The organism is Pedobacter jeongneungensis, assembly GCF_000633455.1.
GTDB classification, from domain to species: domain Bacteria; phylum Bacteroidota; class Bacteroidia; order Sphingobacteriales; family Sphingobacteriaceae; genus Pedobacter; species Pedobacter jeongneungensis_A.
In genome coordinates this window covers 163,556-183,329 of sequence record NZ_AYMG01000011.1, presented here as the reverse complement: position 1 = coordinate 183,329, position 19,774 = coordinate 163,556, and the positions used below count along the sequence as shown (strand labels likewise).

Annotated in this window: 21 protein-coding genes; 12 read left to right on the top strand and 9 right to left on the bottom strand. The window is 38.1% G+C overall.

Annotated features, from left to right (window positions below; translation table 11 throughout):
- Positions 1-379: 379 nt before the first annotated feature.
- Positions 380-730 (bottom strand): hypothetical protein, encoded by a 351-nt coding sequence (locus tag U859_RS0111150; protein ID WP_025143454.1) that lies wholly within the window; start codon positions 728-730, stop codon positions 380-382.
- 105 nt (positions 731-835) lie between these two features.
- Between U859_RS0111150 and U859_RS0111145 the strand changes: the two genes are divergently transcribed.
- From U859_RS0111145 to U859_RS0111135, 3 genes are all read left to right on the top strand, one after another.
- Positions 836-1,861, top strand: coding sequence for a Gfo/Idh/MocA family oxidoreductase (locus tag U859_RS0111145; RefSeq protein WP_029985652.1), 1,026 nt, complete (start codon positions 836-838; stop codon positions 1,859-1,861).
- Between the two features lie 70 nt (positions 1,862-1,931).
- Entirely contained in the window at positions 1,932-2,705 is a 774-nt protein-coding gene (locus U859_RS0111140; protein WP_029985651.1) for a zinc-dependent peptidase, read from the top strand.
- A gap of 16 nt (positions 2,706-2,721) precedes the next feature.
- Complete coding sequence (locus tag U859_RS0111135; protein WP_025143451.1) at positions 2,722-3,612, top strand: DUF6263 family protein; 891 nt, start codon at positions 2,722-2,724, stop codon at positions 3,610-3,612.
- A 116-nt stretch (positions 3,613-3,728) separates the two neighbouring features.
- Here the strand turns inward: U859_RS0111135 and U859_RS0111130 are convergent, their stop codons facing one another.
- The 5 genes from U859_RS0111130 to U859_RS0111110 form a co-directional block, all read right to left on the bottom strand.
- Positions 3,729-4,715 carry an alpha/beta fold hydrolase gene (locus U859_RS0111130; RefSeq protein WP_025143450.1) on the bottom strand — a complete coding sequence of 329 codons (987 nt, stop codon included), beginning with the start codon at positions 4,713-4,715 and terminating at the stop codon, positions 3,729-3,731.
- A gap of 137 nt (positions 4,716-4,852) precedes the next feature.
- Positions 4,853-5,710, bottom strand: coding sequence for a hypothetical protein (locus tag U859_RS0111125; protein ID WP_025143449.1), 858 nt, complete (start codon positions 5,708-5,710; stop codon positions 4,853-4,855).
- A gap of 4 nt (positions 5,711-5,714) precedes the next feature.
- Entirely contained in the window at positions 5,715-6,089 is a 375-nt protein-coding gene (locus U859_RS0111120; RefSeq protein WP_025143448.1) for a GntR family transcriptional regulator, read from the bottom strand.
- Position 6,090: 1 nt separating this feature from the next.
- Positions 6,091-6,888, bottom strand: a complete 798-nt coding sequence (locus tag U859_RS0111115; protein ID WP_025143447.1) for a hypothetical protein — start codon at positions 6,886-6,888, stop codon at positions 6,091-6,093.
- Positions 6,889-6,891: 3 nt separating this feature from the next.
- A complete protein-coding gene (locus U859_RS0111110; protein ID WP_025143446.1) occupies positions 6,892-7,719 on the bottom strand; it encodes an ATP-binding cassette domain-containing protein in 828 nt (275 codons plus the stop codon).
- Positions 7,720-7,934: 215 nt separating this feature from the next.
- Here U859_RS0111110 and U859_RS0111105 point away from each other — a divergent pair, with 215 nt between their 5' ends.
- The 3 genes from U859_RS0111105 (at position 7,935) to namA (ending at position 10,527) form a co-directional block, all read left to right on the top strand.
- Positions 7,935-8,354 (top strand): DoxX family protein, encoded by a 420-nt coding sequence (locus U859_RS0111105; protein WP_240183037.1) that lies wholly within the window; start codon positions 7,935-7,937, stop codon positions 8,352-8,354.
- A 2-nt stretch (positions 8,355-8,356) separates the two neighbouring features.
- On the top strand, positions 8,357-9,346 hold the full coding sequence (locus tag U859_RS0111100; protein WP_025143444.1) for an aldo/keto reductase: 990 nt from the start codon (positions 8,357-8,359) through the stop codon (positions 9,344-9,346).
- A gap of 101 nt (positions 9,347-9,447) precedes the next feature.
- The gene (gene namA / locus U859_RS0111095) at positions 9,448-10,527 is read left to right on the top strand and encodes an NADPH dehydrogenase NamA (RefSeq protein WP_025143443.1); all 1,080 of its coding nucleotides are present in this window, start codon (positions 9,448-9,450) and stop codon (positions 10,525-10,527) included.
- 373 nt (positions 10,528-10,900) lie between these two features.
- Here the strand turns inward: namA and U859_RS0111090 are convergent, their stop codons facing one another.
- Both U859_RS0111090 and U859_RS0111085 read right to left on the bottom strand, forming a co-directional pair.
- Positions 10,901-13,213 carry a TonB-dependent receptor gene (locus U859_RS0111090; protein WP_025143442.1) on the bottom strand — a complete coding sequence of 771 codons (2,313 nt, stop codon included), beginning with the start codon at positions 13,211-13,213 and terminating at the stop codon, positions 10,901-10,903.
- Between the two features lie 114 nt (positions 13,214-13,327).
- Positions 13,328-13,660, bottom strand: a complete 333-nt coding sequence (locus tag U859_RS0111085; RefSeq protein ID WP_162799918.1) for a hypothetical protein — start codon at positions 13,658-13,660, stop codon at positions 13,328-13,330.
- A gap of 162 nt (positions 13,661-13,822) precedes the next feature.
- Here U859_RS0111085 and U859_RS0111080 point away from each other — a divergent pair, with 162 nt between their 5' ends.
- The 6 genes from U859_RS0111080 to U859_RS0111055 all read left to right on the top strand — a co-directional run bounded on the left by U859_RS0111080 (position 13,823) and on the right by U859_RS0111055 (position 18,272).
- Positions 13,823-14,251, top strand: coding sequence for a hypothetical protein (locus U859_RS0111080; protein WP_025143440.1), 429 nt, complete (start codon positions 13,823-13,825; stop codon positions 14,249-14,251).
- The gene (locus tag U859_RS0111075; protein WP_037505351.1) at positions 14,251-14,823 is read left to right on the top strand and encodes a TlpA family protein disulfide reductase; all 573 of its coding nucleotides are present in this window, start codon (positions 14,251-14,253) and stop codon (positions 14,821-14,823) included. The genes U859_RS0111080 and U859_RS0111075 overlap by 1 nt, the downstream gene beginning before the upstream one ends.
- A gap of 107 nt (positions 14,824-14,930) precedes the next feature.
- Positions 14,931-15,434 carry a GNAT family N-acetyltransferase gene (locus tag U859_RS0111070; RefSeq protein ID WP_025143438.1) on the top strand — a complete coding sequence of 168 codons (504 nt, stop codon included), beginning with the start codon at positions 14,931-14,933 and terminating at the stop codon, positions 15,432-15,434.
- Entirely contained in the window at positions 15,434-15,916 is a 483-nt protein-coding gene (locus U859_RS0111065) for a MarR family winged helix-turn-helix transcriptional regulator (RefSeq protein WP_025143437.1), read from the top strand. The genes U859_RS0111070 and U859_RS0111065 overlap by 1 nt, the downstream gene beginning before the upstream one ends.
- A 70-nt stretch (positions 15,917-15,986) precedes the next feature.
- Positions 15,987-17,045 (top strand): nucleoid-associated protein, encoded by a 1,059-nt coding sequence (locus tag U859_RS0111060; protein WP_025143436.1) that lies wholly within the window; start codon positions 15,987-15,989, stop codon positions 17,043-17,045.
- 666 nt (positions 17,046-17,711) lie between these two features.
- Positions 17,712-18,272 carry a transposase gene (locus tag U859_RS0111055; RefSeq protein WP_205314384.1) on the top strand — a complete coding sequence of 187 codons (561 nt, stop codon included), beginning with the start codon at positions 17,712-17,714 and terminating at the stop codon, positions 18,270-18,272.
- A gap of 133 nt (positions 18,273-18,405) precedes the next feature.
- Here the strand turns inward: U859_RS0111055 and U859_RS0111050 are convergent, their stop codons facing one another.
- Entirely contained in the window at positions 18,406-19,752 is a 1,347-nt protein-coding gene (locus tag U859_RS0111050) for a DUF58 domain-containing protein (protein WP_025143434.1), read from the bottom strand.
- Positions 19,753-19,774: the final 22 nt, after the last annotated feature.

Genomic DNA, 19,774 nt, shown 5'->3' with positions numbered 1-19,774 from the left:
GGTTTTGAAGACAGTACCTATTCGCTTTACTGCGTGCCGCTGCTATCAGGTTTAGTTAACTTGAAACAGTGCTCTCCACACTAAACTGCCCTGCAACCCCAAATAGTTGCACCGGCAGAATTTCTTAAACGGGATTGAAGCGTCATCCTCCCGATCCCGATTCTTCATCGGATTGGGAGATACAGCGAAAAGCCCGACTAACATTAAAAAAAGCAGACGATCCTGCTTTCCAAAACCTTTAAATAAATCTTCGGATGGATTTGTGTTGGATAGGAATATCGAATACCACTATGGATACTGTGCAGTCTGATGTTACCATCTGACTAATTAGATCTGTGTCAGATAGAAATATCTGACACCACGGATAGTACGATAAGATCTAGTCTGCAGAATAAATATCTTCAAAATAACTCACCACCAGCGATTTCATCAACATTTCCTGTTCCAGCATGGTATAAGGCGGAATGGCTTTGATTAATTTCCAGTGCGGCCAGCCATCCTGATCTAAGCCTTCCAGTTCATAAAAGCCCATTTCGCTCAATAAACGGCAGGTAGCAATGTGCATCAGTTCTTCCTTTTGGCGTTTACTGTATTTTTTGGGTCCTTTGCCCAGTTCCTGAACACCGATGAGAAAAAGCATCACCTTTAAATCAGGAAAATCCGAATCAAATTCAGTTGAAATCCTTTCCTGTAAAACTTTCCATTTGGCATTAATCTCCGACGGCTTCATATCTGCAAAGATAGTGTAAAAACGTGTAAGCCTTAAGTAAAACGTTTAGGCTTTTTAACACTTAAGCTTGAATGGTAATGGTATTTTTGGTTACATTTATAACCTATGGATACGAATATCAATAAAACAATTAATGCAGGTTTATTAGCTTACGGCATGTCTGGAAAGGTTTTTCATGCTCCTTTTCTAAATGCGCACGATGGTTTCAGTTTAAAAGCCGTGGTAGAACGGAACCATAAAAATGCAGTTAACGATTACCCTAATATTATTAGTTACAACAGCGTTGAAGAGCTTCTGCGTGATGAAGAAATAGAATTGGTGGTGATTAATACCCCAAATAACCTTCATTACGAACATTCGAAAGCAGCATTAAACGCGCATAAACATATTTTAGTTGAAAAACCTTTTACCGCAACCACTGCGCAGGCCAAAGAACTTTTCGAACTGGCCGATAGCGTTGGCAAACAGATTTTCTTTTACCAGAACCGCCGTTGGGACAGTGATTTTACATCGGTAAAAAAAGTGCTCGATAGCGGCAAGCTAGGTAAACTGGTTGAAGTTCATCTGCGTTACGATCGTTACCGCAATGTTATCGGGCCAAAGGCATTTAAAGAAACCCCATTAGAGGCCAGCGGATTGTTATACGATTTAGGTCCGCATCTTTTGGATCAGGTGATCAGCTTATTTGGCAAACCTTTGAGTTTTCATAAAATTTTAGGTAAAAACAGGGTTGGTACTTTGGTAGATGATTATTTTTCGATCCAATTGAGCTATCCTGATAGTGTAAATGTTTTTGTAACCTCGAGCATGTTGGTGGTAAACCCACAGCCAGGCTTTGTTTTACATGGCGTAAATGGTAGCTTTATTAAACAAAGAACCGATATTCAGGAAGAACAGTTGCTGGCCGGTATGAAATTAACCGATCCGGCTTATGGCATTGAGTCTGCAAGTAAAGATGGTTTGTTAACCACCATTGATGCCGCAGGAAATAAAACCGAAGAAATCATTAAATCGGAAGTTGGAAGTTATCTGCCCCTTTTCGAAGCCGTTTATCAATCAATAACCAATAATAAACCTTATCCTGTTACCAGGGAAGATGTTTTGACGCAATTAGAAATTATTGAAAGCTAACTCCTATGTGGTAAATCCGCGTAATCACCCTAAATCCATTTAAATCACGTTAATCTGTGTAATCTTTATTATGAACTCGTTGCCATTTGCTTATTTAATCCCCATTTTTCTGATTGCCCTTTATCTGATCCTTAAAAAGAAGAAGGTTGTTGTTGAACCTTTAACGGATGTAGACAAGAAAATACTGGATGATTATGTGGATTATTACCATAATCTCGATTCGACAGATAAGCTTAAATTTGAGCAAAAGGTGGCGGCATTTTTCAGTGCGGTTAAAATTGAAGCGGTGGGTTTGGAGATGACCACGTTAGATGAGTTATTGATTGCGTCAAGCGCTGTTATCCCTATTTTTGGTTTCGATGACTGGCAATACAAAAATCTGACCAGCGTTTTATTGTATCCCGATACCTTTAACAAAGATTTTGAGTTTGAAGGTGGAGAAAGAAACATTATGGGTATGGTAGGTACAGGCTACATGAACGGACAGATGATTTTATCGCGTTCGGCTTTGCGCCATGGTTTTTCTAAAAGTGCAGGAAAAGAAAATACGGCCATTCACGAATTTGTACATCTTTTAGATAAATCGGATGGGGCGACTGACGGTGTTCCGGAAAATTTAATGGCGCATGAATATACTTTGCCATGGATTAAAATGATGCATGAGGAGATTGCAAAAATTGAGGACAATAAATCGGATATTAATCCTTATGCCATTACCAATCAGGCCGAATTTTTTGCGGTAGTTTCAGAATATTTCTTTGAAAAACCAGAGTTGTTAAAGGATAAACATCCTGAATTGTATTTTCAGTTAAGCCGCATTTTTGCGCAACAGCCTGCGGGTTAAAATGATAAAAACTAGAATGAAAATATTCGCAACAATTATCTGTAGTTTGATTTCGATCAGTACGTTTGCGCAGAAAACCTATGTATTAAGGCAAAATTATCCAACGGGATATAAATATGATTTTTCGATTAATTCCGATCAGATCATTAACCAGAAAATTGGCGGTCAGGAGGTACATTTAACTCAAAATATTGGAACGGATTATACTTTCGACATTACCGAGGGGCATAATGGCGAAAAGGATGTTAAAGTAACCTATAAAAAGATTTTTATGAAATCTGTTGCCATGGGTACTACCATGACTTATAATTCAGATGATCAGGACAGCACGAAGAAAAACCCATTCAGTGGGCTAAAGGGAGCTACTTTTTTAATGACCGTAACGCCAAACGGAGGGATTAAAACCGTTGCGGGTATAGATAAAATGCTTGATAACATGGCTTCAAAGATGAGCAATGATACCAGTGAGGTGAGGCAGATTAAAAGTGCTTTAAGTAAACAGTTCAGTGCTGAAGTAGTAAAAGAAACGATGGAATCGTCGTTTAAAATTTATCCAGGTAAGGAGGTCAAAATTGGCGATAGCTGGACAGTTGATACGAAATTACAAATGAGTATGCCGATAGAAACCATTACGGAATATACTTTAAAGGAAGTGAAAGACGGTATTGCCGTACTAAGTGTAAAAGGTGCCTTGGTATCAAAAGGGATTTTTGAAGCAATGGGCAACACAATGGAAACCGATTTAAAAGGAACCAACTCTGGAGAAACTTCGGTAGACATTAAAACGGGAATTGTATTGAACAGTCACCTGCGGATAGAACTGTATGGAAAAATGAAGTCGATGGGAAAGGATATTGATTTCGAAATGCAGGGCATTAATAAAATTGTAGGGAAAGAGATAAATTAATTTAGCATAGTCGTCATTCCCAACTTGATTGGGAATCTTAATGCTTTATACCTGCACTTATCATAAGCATTAAGATTCCCGCATGCGCGAGAATGACGATCACTCAATATATTATATTAGAGGCTCCCCGTTAACGCCACCAAAAACTCTGTCGGAATTTCGATGTGGGGAATATGTCCGCAGGCATCAAATTCTATAATTTTAGCGCCAATAATTTTTGCAGCAGTTTGTTTGCCTAAAAGTTTGTACTGGCCGTGTAAAGCCTGCTGATCTGGTGTAAGCAAACCTTTGCCCACAATGGTTTTATCTTCTTTACCGATAAATAAAACAGTAGGTACCTTTAAATTCTGAAATTCGTAAACCACAGGTTGTTCATAAATCATGGTATAGGTTAGTGCTGCCACCTTCGCCCAGCGTGGATAATCAGCACTATTGGTTACCCCTCCGGCAATATCAACCAGGTATTCGTATTCAGGTTTCCAATAGGTAAAGTAAGAGCCCTGATAATATTTTCTAACGCTTTCTGCGGTAGTTTTTAGCTCGGTTTGGTATTGCTGGGCAGTTGTGATGTAAGGAATAAAAGTTTTGTAATCTTCTAAACCGATCGGATTTTCGAGCAGCAGTTTTTCAGTTGTTTCGGGATACATTAAAGCAAAGCGTGTAGCCAGCATACCGCCCATACTATGGCCTAAAACCACCGTTTTTTGAACGCCAAGCGTATCTAACAATTTTTTGTTCCAGGCCGCCATTTGGTGGAAGCTGTAATGGATAAATGCTTTTGACGATTTGCCAAAACCGATCTGATCGGGTACAATAACCCGATAGCCAATGTTTGTTAGGGCTTTAATTACGTTGCCCCAATAATAACCTCCAAAATTTTTCCCATGAAAAAGGATGGCCGTTTTTCCATTGGCATTTGCTGTTGGCGCAACATCCATGTAGGCCATTTTAATATCCTGTCCTTCGGTATTAATGGGGAAGTATTTAACCGGATAAGGATATTTAACGTTATCCAAAGTGATAGAAAGGGTATCTATTTTTTGTGCCTTTACATGGCTAAGAACAAATAAGCTAAGGGAAAGTAAAAGGAAGTATCTTTTCATTGACTGGAAATGACGTAAACTAAAAAACTAATTGGCTCAAGTTAAACTTTTGCCAATTAGTTAGCTTAAAAATCATGCCCTTTTTACAAAATCACAATAATCTATAATGATTAGTATCGTTTTGGTATTCTGAAATGTTATTTAATCAATTGCTTTAAATTAACAGTAGGTATCTGGATGCTTGTTTCATCAGAAAGGTTTCCGCTTGCTTTGTTTATCTTAATGTGCTGAAAATTTACATCATTCTTCCCCATGCTATTTAAAGAGAGGGTTTCTATTGGGCCTATATTCTTATTTTCTTCATTTTTGAATTCTGCTTTTGCATCTTTCAATTTCAGATCAGCATTTAGTAGTGGCGTGTTATTTACGGTTAAGTATCCTGCAGTGATATCGGCATGCAAGTTTTCAATTTTTGCATCTTCAATGGTAATCCCGGGTATCACCACATCTTGTTGTTGATATATAGTCTTCTTTACCAGGTGCAGATTTTTGACTTTCATATCCTCCCCAAATCTGAAGTTTACACCTTTGGTGATTTCTACATTTAAACTATCCGTATTTACTGCTAAAGCATCCACAGATACATTGTTAAAAGTAATTCCTTTTAAGTTTGGTGAAAAAATCAACAATGTTCCATGCTGGTAATTACGTTCTTCTTTTAAAGAGATGTTTAGTTTACCATCCTTATCTACCTTGTATTCGATATAAGGTGCAAGATCATTAGTTGCTTTAAACAAAAACTTATCGTTGGCAATTATTTTAATATTTAGGAAAGATGATTCTGAGCCGTTAATTACCACATGTTGAAATGCCTGAACAGGATATTTTGTGATAAACCGATCTACATCACTGTCTGTGGTTTCGGCTCCTGTTAACATTTTATCGTAGGTTTTATTATCGATCCGGTTTGCTTTGGCAATCAGGATCATTACGGTTAATGGAATAATAAGCAAGGCAATTGCCAGCCCTGTTAATAATTTATTGCTTGTTTTCATTTTTTTAGGCGTTAAAGTTTTGTGATACAAAAGTTTGATAGCGGGATTTTAGCTCGTCGAAATCAACTTCCAGGAGGTAAAGGTTTCTGAACAAGTTCGGCAGTTCATCTTCGATAAAACTGGTTTTCCTATATTGTTTTACCTGATCTATGGTGTCGTCGGCCAGAAAAAAACCTATTCCCCTTTTGTTGTTTATGATATTCTTGCCTTGTAGCAATTCGTATGTGCGCATTACTGTATTGGGATTTACTTCCATTTCTACTGCCATTTCCCTTACCGATGGAATTTTTTCGTCGGCTTTCCATTTACCCAATAATATCTGCTCGCAAACATATTCAGCTATCTGTAGGTAAATGGCCTTGTTGTTGTTAAATTCCATTTTAAGCCTCCTTTTCTTTTAAACGTATAAATGAGATAAACCAGAATGCCAATGTTAATAATATGCCTATTAAACTCATTATGAAGAAGATATTACCCTCGTCTTGCCAGTAGTGGTTTCCAACCCAAACTGTATTGTTGGTTAGTTTTTGCAGCACAAAAATTGTTGAAGTAACCCAAAGTACCCCAAATACCATTATAGAAATTGCTGTTTTAATGTAGTGGAAGTTTTGGAAAAATATAGAGCCTAATAGGAAAACGCTATTGATCAATAGCGGCACATAATAAAACTGGGAAAAGTTTTTAACGGTTCCGGTTGAGAAAAAATAAGTTAAATAATCTATAACTACCTTTTTGCCTTGATAATCGGTATAACTTCCTGTTAAAGTATGGGTTGCCCTAACAGAAGAAATAAAGGAAAGATCGATCAAGTAAAAGCATAATAAGTAACTTGGTATTCCAATAATCAGGGTGTAGAATATAGCGCATAAAAATTTTTCAATGTTCGATGCAGGTACCAAAATGTTAATGATGGCTTTAGGTTTTTGTCCTAAGTGCATAAAATAACTGTTCGCTATAATGCTTACAAATAAAAAGCCCGTAATCAGAAAGAGAGGAAATCTAAAACTTAATGTGTTAGATGAAAGGTATTTTAAATTATTATCTGTTAAGCTTATGCTATAAAATAAGGCCAAAACGCCAATTAATACACCAAAACTGATTAAATAGATTTTTCCAAAATCAAGCCATTGTCTTTTAAGCAATAAGCCAAATCGATTAATATTAAATGTGTTGTTCATCGCTTAACTGAATAGAGGTTTAAATTTGATTTTTTCTGCAAGTATGGCATTGAAAAGGAGTTCCATATCTAGTTTGCTTTCTTCCTGCTGGTAGTTTGGCATTACCGCATTATAACCAGAAAGCGATGGTTCGGCATAAATGATGCTATCGTCAATTTCTTTCACTTTTTTGAAAGTTAACTTTGCTGTAATCTCTTCTACTGTAGCTTTAAGTGCAATATCATTTTCATCAAGCATAATTACCGTATCGATCAGGTTATCTAAATCTCTAACCTGGTGGGTAGAAATAATGATGCAACGCTCATCTGTCATGGCAGAAGCCATAATTTTTCTGAACTGTGCCTTAGATGGAATATCTAAACCGTTGGTTGGCTCGTCCATAATAACCAGTTTCGCCTGGGTAGCCAATCCGAATGCAATAATTACTTTTTTCTTCTGCCCATAGCTCATATTAATGAGTTTCTGCTCAACCGGAACGTCAAATTCTTTAATCAGATCAGCGAAATAATTGTGGTCGAAATTTTTATAGAAGGGGGCATTGGCTTTTATATAAGCATCTATTTTTACCGATGGCAAATAGAATTCTTCTGGAATGAAACAGATCTGCTCTAAAAGTGCAGGCTGTCTTTTCGCCGGATCATAGCCCATCACATCCAATGTGCCGCTCTGCGCATACACCAAACCGGCGAGGTTTTTTAATAAAGTTGATTTGCCGGCACCGTTTTTACCGAGCAAACCATAAATATGGCCGTTGCTTAAGCGCATGCTCATATTTTTAAATAATGGCTTATGCTTACTATAGCCAAAATTAAGATTGTTAATGTTGATCATGTCTACTGTATTAGTTAAATAATACACTAATGTATGATGTTGTTTGTTGATCTCCAAATTATTTCGGAAAAAAGTTTAGCGATGGGAGGTTCGCGGTTGGCGTTTTCATGCGATATGTCTAGCGCCATCCGCCTCACGCTAAGCGCTACGCCATGGAACGGTAAAATATCAGTCTAATAACTGTTGCATTAAAACATCATTAATATGGAGATTGTATGTTTGTAGTATATCGATACAGTATGGATACAAAATGGGCATATTTACTTGGCCGCTTAGCAATAGGCTTAAGTTTTTTCGGACATGGCTTAGTGCGTTTACCAAAACTTGCGGGCTTCAGCCAATGGATGGTCGGGCAATTTTCCAAATCTTATTTGCCTGATGCATTGGTGATCCCTTTCAGTTATATGTTGCCTTTTGCCGAGTTTATAGCAGGATTGATGATTATCTTAGGTTTATTTACCAGGCAAGGATTACTATTTGCCGGACTGATTTCTTTAGCATTGATTTTCGGAACAACGGTAATAGAGAACTGGGAAGCGCTGCCTTCTCAACTCATCCATGTGGCATTTTTGTCGGTGTTACTCGCTTACCTTCCGCATAACAGTTATGCGGTTGATAAACTCATTAAAAAATAATTATGGAATACAGAAAAATTGGAAACTCAGATTTAGAACTTTCAGTAATCACATTTGGCGCCTGGGCTGCTGGCGGTTGGATGTGGGGAAGCACAGATAGAAACGATGCAATTAACGCTATTAAAGCGGGTTACGATTTAGGGGTCACTTCGATTGATACGGCGCCAATTTACGGTCAGGGCGATAGTGAAGAAATTGTAGGCGATGCAATAAAAGGTATCTCGCGTGATAAATTACAACTGGTAACCAAATTTGGAATGCGCTGGGACCTGGCGAAGGGCGATTTCGGCTTTAAGAGTAAAAACAACGATGGAAAGGAGATCGATATTTATAAATATGCGGGAAAAGAAAGTGTGATTTACGAATGTGAGCAATCTTTAAAACGGCTGGGTACCGATTATATTGATCTTTACCAAATCCACTGGCCGGATATAACCACACCAATCAGCGAAACTTTCGAAGCCGTGAGCAGGTTGATTGAACAGGGTAAAGTGCGTTATGCAGGCGTATGCAACTATGATGTAGCGCAATTAAAAGAAGCTGACAAAACTTTAGAAATTATTTCTAACCAGATCCCATTCAGTATGGTGAATCGTGGGGTAGAAGAGGAGATTGTCCCCTATTGCATTGAAAAAAATAAATCAGTTTTAGCTTATAGTCCGATGGAGCGCGGTTTGCTGACTGGAAAATTGAAACCTGGCCATCAATTTGAAGAAGGCGATCACCGTCAGGGAAACAAATTTTTCTCGCCAGAAAGTATCGAAAAAACGAATGCATTTTTGGCTAAAATAAAACCATTGGCTGATGAGAAAAATGCAACCTTATCTCAATTGGTGTTACGCTGGACGGTTGAACGCCAGGGCATTACCATCGCTTTGGTTGGTGCGCGGAATGAAAAGCAAGCTGTACAAAATGCAGAAGCCATTAACGTAAAATTAAACGCTGAAGAAATTCAGTTGATCAATACCGAATTAAATAAAGCTGGTTTTTAATCGTAATATTAACCACAGAGCACACGGATTTTTTTACAGAGAAAAATCGGTGTACTCTGTGTATTTCTCTGTGCCCTTCGTGGTTAAAATAAAAAAAAAATATGTCGAAATTATTTTCTCCTTTTACCATAAAGGACGTAACCCTAAAAAATAGAATTGTTATTTCTCCAATGTGCCAGTATTCTGCTGTTGATGGCTTTGCCAACGATTGGCATTTGGTACATTTAGGAAGCCGCGCCGTTGGTGGTGCAGGTTTAATTATCCAGGAGGCTTCCGCGGTTACTGCTGATGGAAGGATTACCTATGCTGATCTGGGCATCTGGAAAGATGAACATGTAGAAAAATTGAAACAGATTGTTTCTTTCATTCATAACAATGGTGCTATTGCTGGTATACAACTGGCGCATGCAGGCAGAAAAGCCAGTTGCGAGGTGCCATGGAACGGAGGTGAACAGATTGCGGCTGGCGAAAACAGCTGGAAGCCTGTTGGTCCATCGCCAATTCCTTTTAAACAAGGACAGGTAGAGCCGCACGAATTAACGATTTCAGAAATTCAGGATATTGTTTTTGCTTTCAGGGCAGCTGCAAAACGTGCTTTAGAAGCAGGTTATAAAGTGGTAGAAATACATGCCGCACATGGTTACTTATTGCATGAGTTTTTTAGTCCGCTAAGCAATAAACGTAATGATGTTTATGGGGGAAGTTTCGAAAACCGGATCCGTTTGGTAATCGATGTGGTTGAAGCCGTGCAATCAGTTTGGCCTGAAAACCTGCCACTATTTGTACGTATTTCGGCTACCGACTGGACGGAAGGTGGCTGGAACGAAAATGATTCGTTGCAATTGGCTGCAGTTTTAAAAGATCGTGGAGTAGATTTAATTGATACCTCTTCAGGTGGTAATGTACCTGATGCCTTTATCCCAGCCGGACCAAATTACCAGGTTCCTTTTGCAGATAAAATCAGAAATGAAATCGGCATTTATACCGGTGCTGTAGGGGTAATTGTTGAGGCGCACCAGGCCGAAGAAATTCTGGAGCAAGGAAAGGCAGATTTAATTTTTATTGCCCGTGAATCGCTGAGAGATGCCTATTTCCCTACACATGCCGCACAGGTACTTGGCGATGATAGCGAATGGCCAAATCAGTATGTAAGGGCCAAAAGGGAAACGTTTAAGAAGTAGTTGAGGACTTCAAATAGTACCGTCATCTCGACTGAAGCGAAGCGAAATGGAGAGATCTCTCCAGACAGATTTCTAGGCTGCGTTACACCCGATAGCTATCGGGTCCGCTCGAAATCGTCATTCCCAACTCGATTGGGAATCTTAATGCAATAAGCTTTAAGATTCCCGCCTGCGCGGGAATGACGATTGTACTAATAGACTCTGTCATTGATAATCCCGTTGAGGATCAGTTATTGTGAAGCAAAATCTATTTTAGATCTATCTACTCCACTGCGGTCGAGAGGACGATTCATCTAAAACGTACTTAAATAAAAAGCGGAGTGATCTCATCGATCAGCTCCGCTTTTTTGTCTATAAATGATATTAGAGGACTTTATTTAACCAGTGTAAAAGGAACATACAATCCGAAAGTGATGTTTCTACCGGTATTGTAAACACCTAAATTAGGATTTTCCTGATCAAAACGACCTGGTTTAAACCTGCTTAAAGCATCGTAATATTTCTGGTTTAACAGGTTATTGGCCGAAACGGATAGTTTAACAGGCTGTTTACCTAAATTAAATGTAGCACCGATTCCAGCGTTTAACAAGGTGTAACCGCTGGTTGGTGTTTCAAAAACATCATCCACACGGGTTTGTTTAAATGCCGAGTTGATGCCAACAGAAAGGTAAGCATCATTTGTACCTTTAAGTTTAGGCTCGAAACGCAGCTCATTTCTCAATGTTCCTGCCGGGATAAACGAAAGTGGTCTGTTTAGCGTATTGTTCTGTGCATGAACGTATCCAAAAGTATTTTCGAAGTGGATAAATGGAACCGGATGGATGGTTAAACTTGCCTCAGCACCATAAAGATTGGCATTTACCTGTCCGTAACGGTAAACATCGAAAAGTGTACCATCAACAGTTCTTTGTTCGCCATTGTTTGATGCGTAAATATAATTGTGGATGTAATTGTTATAAATGCTCGCACTTGCACTCACAATTTTTCCTTCATATTCTAAAGCAGCATCTACCTGATAACTGCGCTCCGGGCTTAATGCAGAATTCCCTATTTCATACCTAAAAGTACCTTCATGTACACCATTTGATCCTAATTCTGCCGGATTTGGTGCACGGAAAGCAGAGCCTGCGTTGGCTTTAAAATTTAATTCATCGTTAAACTGATGTGTAAAACCCAGGGCACCACTTACGTTAGAAAACTTGTTTTTAAAAGGAGCAAAAAGTTCTTCGCCATCATCAAACAATTGTTTTCCGTTATTTTTTCTGAAATCGTAGCGTGCACCGATACTAAAAGTATTATTCTCCCAGTTTTTCTTTGCATAAGCAAAAACACCTAAGCCGAAAGTATCATAGGCTGGGATTAAAAATTCTGTTCCTTTGTTTTGACTATGCGCATCATCTACACTTATACCAAAAACCGGCTGCCATCCATTGGTTTCATGGATATAATATTTTAAGTCGGCATTGTAAGTTTTAAGGTCGAAGAATAAGGCCGGGTCTGGTCCATCCAATTCGCGACGCTGGTTCTGCTGATAACCGAAATCGGCCTTTAAATTACCATTACCTATAATAAAATTGTTATTCAGGGCAATTTTAAAGTGTCTGATATCCTGACGAGGGTATTCTAAAGTACGGTTTTTATAATCGTCGTTGGTAAATGCACTACCATCTTCTTTTACAAAATTTCCATTATCATCTAAAGTTGGTTCGTAGAAACCAATGTTATTATGGAAGTTAGAAACGTTTAAATGTGTGTAACCCCAGCTTTTGTTTAAACCCACCATACCACTTAAATCGGTTTCGTTAAAACCCGAATTAGGAAAATATCCGGTAGGTGTTTTAAAAGAGTAAGCATTTTTATAAGTTCCGCGGGCTCTCCAAACAAAACCATTTTCGTTACCGTTTAACATTAATGAGTTGGCGGTAAGGCCATTGTTGGTAGAGTAATTGGTGATAAATTCACCTTTAACTTGTCCTTCAGGTGCCGAACTAGGTTCTAATAAGTTAATTACACCACCTAATGCGTCAGACCCATACATTAATGAAGCTGCGCCACGTAAAACCTCAATACGGTCTGATTTAAACTGATCAATTTCGATCCCGTGTTCATCGCCCCATTGCTGGCCTTGTTGTTTAATTCCATCATCTAAGGTTACAATCCTGTTGTAGCCTAAACCCCTGATAACAGGTTTAGAAATGGATGGTCCGGTAGTGATCTGCGAAACACCGGGAATTTTAGTCAATGCATCAATTAAGTTGGTTGAGGGCTGTAAAAGCTGATCCTTGCCCACTACTGCTGATGAAGCACTGTTTCTTTTGCTGGTACTGCTGATTAAACTTCCTGTAATTACAATTTCTTTTGTTTCGATTGCCGTAGGCTGTAAAGAGAATTCTAATGCAGCTGCGTTAGCAAGATCTACCACCTGTGTAGCAGTTTTATAGCCTACATAATGTACCTCTACCAGGTAACTTCCTTTTGAAGGAAGGTTGTTCAATGTAAATTCTCCATCGTTATTGGTTACGGCCGAAACCTTTAAATCTGGAATAAAAATGGTTGCACCTGGCAACGTTTGTTTAGTGCTGGCATCAATAACCTTACCTTTTATATTTTTTAAAGCGGCAGCGAAAACAGTGCTGCTTAATAACGTATATAGCATTACCAAGCCGATAAGCTGTAATTTTTTCATGTGTTGTATATGAATAAAAATGATGGAAAAGCAAAAACAATGGCCCATTTGAAGCCTGCTTTAGTTTCTCCTATAAATAAATTTGTTTTAGCGCGGTTGCGCCATAAGAAAAAATTAAGCCAAAGGGGGACCGCGTAAGCAGGTGCGCTTTATTTCGGTAAAGGCATTCTTTAACGTAGGTTCGGTACGGTTAAAAATTTTAGCAGATAAAAAGATCCTGTAAATGTGGTGTGTTTGAACGTAGTTTTTTTCAAAACTTGCATTACAGATTAAACAGGTTTCGCCGTGCGCCTGTACATGACTTACATGTTTACAATGTGCTTCTTTTTGTACAACAGGAACGGGATTGTGATGGTGAAGAACACTCCATGGAGTTAAAGCAATAGCAAACACAATCAGCATAAATGCCGATAAATACTTCTGAATGTTTTGTCTATGCTTTTTCAACTCGCCAAAAGTAGTAATTCTTAAGCAATTATATATATTTGAAAAGTAACATTGCTTTTATAGTGTTGTGACCTGCTATTTTATCAATGGTTTAACCTTAAAAGCCATGATTTCTGATGTTAGGTAAAGAAATCAGGTAAATGCAAAATCAAAATTAACAACATGTCGATATTTGAATGGTTTTTTGAACGGAATAATCCCGGGCCCACTGGTACCGTAGAAACTTATCACCATAAATTATACTGGCCACGCATCTGGATTCTCATTGCCGGGACTGCTGCCTTGATCGCATTCCTTTTTTTTATTTATTGTGTCCCTTTAAATCGGTTAGAAGCTTTCGAAATTGGAAATGCATGTTTAGGTACACTTTTCAGCATCGCTTATTTAGTGGCATCTTATTACATTTATGTTAAGCCAGATTATAATAATATGGGCTTTCTGGGTTTTATTGATAATCCCTTTAAATATACCGATGATGTTAACCGTTTTATGCTATTTTTTCAGGCCATATTACTTCCGGGCAAAATCATTTCCATACCAATTGTAAACATGTTTTCGTTATTGTTTACAGCAAAAAAATCGAACAGTTAATGAAATTTATCAGGAAAAATATATTTAACGCTTTATTTGTCATTTTCCTATTGGTAATTGTTTTTGTACCCGATGCAAAAGCTTTTTTTATTAAAGGATTAATGGAGATTGGTTTTTATAAGCCCAATGTTGAAGCGCCAAAAGAAGATGTTGCAGGTCTGAACGGCATACAGTTTAAAGATGCGAAAGGTAATCTGGTTGATCTGGGCGATTTAAAAGGCAAAGTTATTTTCCTCAACTTCTGGGCAACCTGGTGCCCGCCATGCAGGGCCGAAATGCCTTCGATCAATAAATTGTACACGCAATTTAAAGACGATAAAGATATTGTATTCATTTTTGCCGACGCTGACGGAGATTTTCCAAAATCGACTAAGTTTATGGCCGACCGTAAATATACAATGCCTGTTTATAAAGTAGAAAGCGATATTCCTGAAAAAGTATTTGCCGGCGCCTTGCCCACAACGGTTATTTTCGATAAGCAGGGCAGACTGTCTTTCAGGCACGAAGGCGTAGCAAATTATGCCGATCAAAAGATTATTGATTTTCTTAATAAACTTAAAAATAGCCGTTAACTTCCATCAGCCATAAGGCTTTTCCGAATCAATTTTGATGATGAAATGATATTTCTATTTGCAATATATGTAGTTAACTACATATATTTGTGAAATAATATTTAGCAATGCAAAACGACTTTAAAATTGAAAGATTAAATAATCAATTCTGTGAAGCGATTATCGGGTTAATTCTGCCCATACAACAAATAGAATTTAATGTAGATATCGATCTGGCCGCACAACCAGACTTATTGGATATCGAAAAAAACTACGATGGTACAGGTGGAGCTTTTTGGGGCGCGAAACTGAACGGCGAACTTATTGGTACTATTGCTTTGATTGCACAACCCGATCACCATGCCGGAGCAATCAGAAAGATGTTTGTTAAAAAAGAATTTCGTGGAAAAGAGCTGGGGGTAGCACAGGCTTTATTAAAAACCCTAATCGAATATTGCAGTGATAATAACCTGAATGAAGTATATTTGGGTACCAAAGATATATTGCAGGCTGCCTGCCGCTTTTACGAACGTAACGGATTTAAACAGGTGGCCATGGAAGATCTCCCGGTTTATTTTCCCCGCATGGCTGTTGACAATGTGTTTTATAGCCTGGATTTAAAATCTGTTTAATGGAACAAAATGTAATTGATGCTTCTGGCTTACTGGCCATTTCTACACGTTTACAAAGGCTCAGCGACCAGATCCGCAAGGATGGCCTGTTGATTTATAAAGCATTCGGGATTGATTTTCAGCCGAAATGGTTCCCGGTGCTTTACACTTTATATAAAAAATCGACCATGAGTGTGGTTTCTCTTTCTGAAGAAATTGGTTACGCCCATCCTTCTACCATCAGTTTGTTAAAAGAGCTGGAGAAGGAGAAACTGATCCGTTCTAAAAAGGATAAGGTGGATACCCGTAAACGCCTGGTTGAACTTACAGCACAGGGTAAAACGCTTCTATCAACCATGGAGCCCGTTTGGGAGGTGATCATTAAAGCCACTGCAGAAATTACAAATACAGAAAATAACCTGATGAAGGCCATAAATGAAGTAGAAGCAAGCTTACAAGAGAAAAGCTTTTTACAAAGGGCCGAAGTTTATATTAAAAAATGAGCGAATTATTGAATGAGTGAATTTTGAATGGCAGGAAAGGTTAACCAATGATTTTACTATTTTTGCCACCATGATTTCATTTTTCGAGGCTTCGCTTAAACAACTTTCTATCCACCATACCGGCAATAAACTGGTTGAAGAGTATTATAAATTATCTGATGCCCCTTTAAAAATCGAGGATGAACAGTTAGGCAATCTGTTGATGCAGTATTTCTTAAAGCCTTTTGAAAAGGTAAATGAAGTCTACCGTTTTTACCATCCTAATGATAATTTACAATTAAACGAAGTATTTCATTTTGCGCACGAGATTTTTGAAAACAATGCGCTTTTTCACGAAGACTCGCAACAACTGGCCAAATATTTATACGATGTGGCCAACCACCCCAAAATTAAATCGGGTGAATTGTATGTAGCTTATTTCGAAAAAGTGCAGATAGAGGGGGAGCAGTTGGATGTGTTGGGGATTTTTAAATCAGAAACCAAAGATACTTACCTAAAGGTTTACCCTGAGCTGGATGGCTTTAACATGAGTTATGAGCAGGAGGCCATCAGCATTAACAAATTGGACAAAGGCTGTTTAATTTTTAATGTAGATAAAGAAGAAGGCTATAAAGTTGTAGTGCTCGATCAATCGAAAAGCAGCAACGATTCTGCAGTTTACTGGAAAGATGAATTTTTGAAACTGAAAATCAGGAACGATAGCTATAACCAAACTAATAATGTTTTGGGCGTTTACAAAAACTTCGTTACGCAAAAACTGGATGATGATTATGAAATCAGTAAAGCTGATAAAATCGATCTCTTAAATCGTTCAATGAAGTATTTCAAAGAAAAGGAAACCTTTGATATTGAAGAATTCGGGAATGAAGTAATCGGTAATGCAGAAGGGATAGAATCGTTTAAAAACTATAAGAAAAATTACGAAGAGGAGTTCGAAAGCCCGATTGCCGATCATTTTGAAATTGCAGAATCTGCGGTTAAAAAACAGGCCCGGGCTTATAAAAGCGTGCTAAAACTGGATAAAAACTTCCACATCTATATCCACGGCAATAAAGACATGATTGAGAAAGGTTACGACGATGATAAATCGATGAACTTTTATAAGGTATATTTTAGGGAAGAGGAGTAGGGTTAGTCCTGAGTCGGTAGTCTTAAGTCGTGAGTCTCTTGGCGATTGTTGATTTTGGACTAATGTCAAAGACCAATTCTGATTCGTCGGTCTGTGTCCTCACAGATGGAAACAAATCTTCATTTAACAGATTTCAATTTCATTTCCCAGTAGTTATCGGCTATTGTTCTGTGAGGACACAGACCAAGGATAAGAGTCTCAGCAGGCCGAAGTTGAATTTATTTTCCTCCAACCCCTCGGTCTGTGTCCTCACAGACCGAAACAAATCTTCACTTAACAGATTTCAATTCTTGGTAGTTGTTGATTAATTGGTCTGTGAGGACACAGACCACGGACTCTTGGCGGTCGTCGATTTTGGACTCCAACCCCTCGGTCTGTGTCCCCACAGATCGAAACAAATCTTCATTTAACAGAATTCAATTTCATTTCTTAGCAGTTATTGGCTATTGTTCTGTGAGGACACAGACCAAGGATAAGTGTGTATCCTTATTGAAAGAAATTGAAGTTTTATTCCCTCGATCTGTGTCCTTACAGACCGAAACAAATGTTCATTTAACAGATTTCAATTTCATTTCCCAGCAGTTATTGGCTATTGTTCTGTGAGGACACAGACCAAGGATAAGAGTCTCAGCAGACCGAAGTTGAATTTATTTTCTATTTTTAATAATGGAAAATAATATTTTCAGACAAGATCGTAATTCAAAGATGCTTTTAGAGGAAGTTTATTTTTGGACAGATACGGTTAAAGATTGGAAGAACATATTTTCCATCGACAAGTATAAAATAGTGATAATTGATACTTTAAGGGAATTAGTCAATAGAAAAAAGATTATTGTTTATGCTTTTGTGATTATGCCAAATCATTTGCACTTAGTATGGCAGATGGTGGAGGCGAATGGAAAAGAGATGCCTCATGCAAGCTTTAATAAATTTACTTCCCATCAGATTTTTCAGGATTTAAAGGCTCATCATCTAGATATATTACCGTTTTTTAAAGTATCAGATGCAGAAAGAAATTTTCGTCTGTGGCAAAGAGATCCATTAGCTATTCTTATGGATACGAAGGATAAACTTGAACAGAAAATAGATTACATCCATCTTAATCCCTTACAGGAAAGATGGCAGTTATGCGAAAAACCTGAAGATTACGAATGGTCATCTGCTACGTTTTATGAAACTGGAATTGACAATTATGGATTTTTAACTGATTATAGAAATCTCCTTTAAGGTTTCGGTCTGTGGGGACACAGACCGAGGATAGTGTTTCAGTTTGATTTTTTTAGCAATCAGAATATTAGCAATTGTTGATCGTTGGACCAGGCCTTATGGCGGTCTTTGATTTTGGACTTAAGGCTGTAGACTAAATCCGCTGCTGTGCCTTCAATGCCAAATACTGATTAATAACGTTAACCGTAAGCTTTTGCGGTGGCGTAAGAATGGCTAAAATGCCATGTTTGTTCAATTCCTTAACCATGAGTTTTTTCTCGTAGATAAATTTCTCTGCAATGGTTTTATGATAAATGCCTTCTACATCTTTAGCCGGATCGGTGCTTAAACTTTTTAGTTCTGTATTTTCGAAAAATACAACAACCAGTAAGTGGTATTTTGCAATTCTTTTAAGGTAAGGTAACTGACGTTGAAGTGCCGATAAACTTTCGAAATTGGTAAAGAAAACCAAAAGCCCACGTTGTTTTACCACCGAACGTATCGTAGAATATAAAACTTCGAGATTACTTTCCAGGTATCTTGTTTTTTCTTTGTAAAGCACATTCATAATGCTGCCCAGTTGCGAAGCTTTGCGGTCGGCCGGTACGATAGCTCCAATATTTTCGGATATGGTAATTAAACCAGCCTTATCTTCTTTGAGCATGGCCACTTTTGAGAGCGCTACACTTGCATTGATGGCATAATCAAGCAGGCTTAAGCCTTCAAAAGGCATGCGCATCACCCGCGATTTATCGATGATGCAATAAATGTTCTGCGATTTCTCATCCGTATAGGTATTTACCATCAAACCGCCTTTTCTGGCAGTAGCTTTCCAGTTTATAGTACGGATATCATCGCCACCAACGTAATTTTTAATCTGGTCGAATTCGCTGCTTTGTCCAACTTTTCTGATTTTTTTGATCCCGAATTCAGTTAAATAGCGCGAAACAGCCATCAATTCGTACTGACCAAGATTAATAAATGAGGGATAAACAGGCAGCACTTTCGCTCCATCGAAATTATAACGTCGGCTGATTAAACCCAGTGGCGACCTGATATAAGTCCTGATAAACCCGAAATCATATTCTCCGCGTTTGGTTGGACGTAAGTTATAATGGATTGATTTTATTTCTGCCGGTTTTAAATGGAGCCTAAAATCTTTATCACGGATCTGAAACTGGAAAGGTACTTCGTCAATTACCCGGGCATGTACACCGAAACCATAACGGTTTTTAATTTCAATCTGGATCGGGTTGTCATCTCCGTTGCTCAAGCGTTTCGAAGTAAATCTTTTAACTTCAATCCCATTGCTATTTCGGTACAGGATAAAAAGATCAATAAAAAATAGAATAGCTACAGCTACAGTTACAATTTCGGGGATATCGCCCAGCCAGGCAAAAAAGAACTTCAACAAAAAAAGCACAATACAAAACCCCAGGCCCGTAAATAAACGGTCGGTTAGGAATAGATTGGTATAATATTGCTGAAAGAATTTTTTCAAAGCTGGTTAATCGGTTAATTGT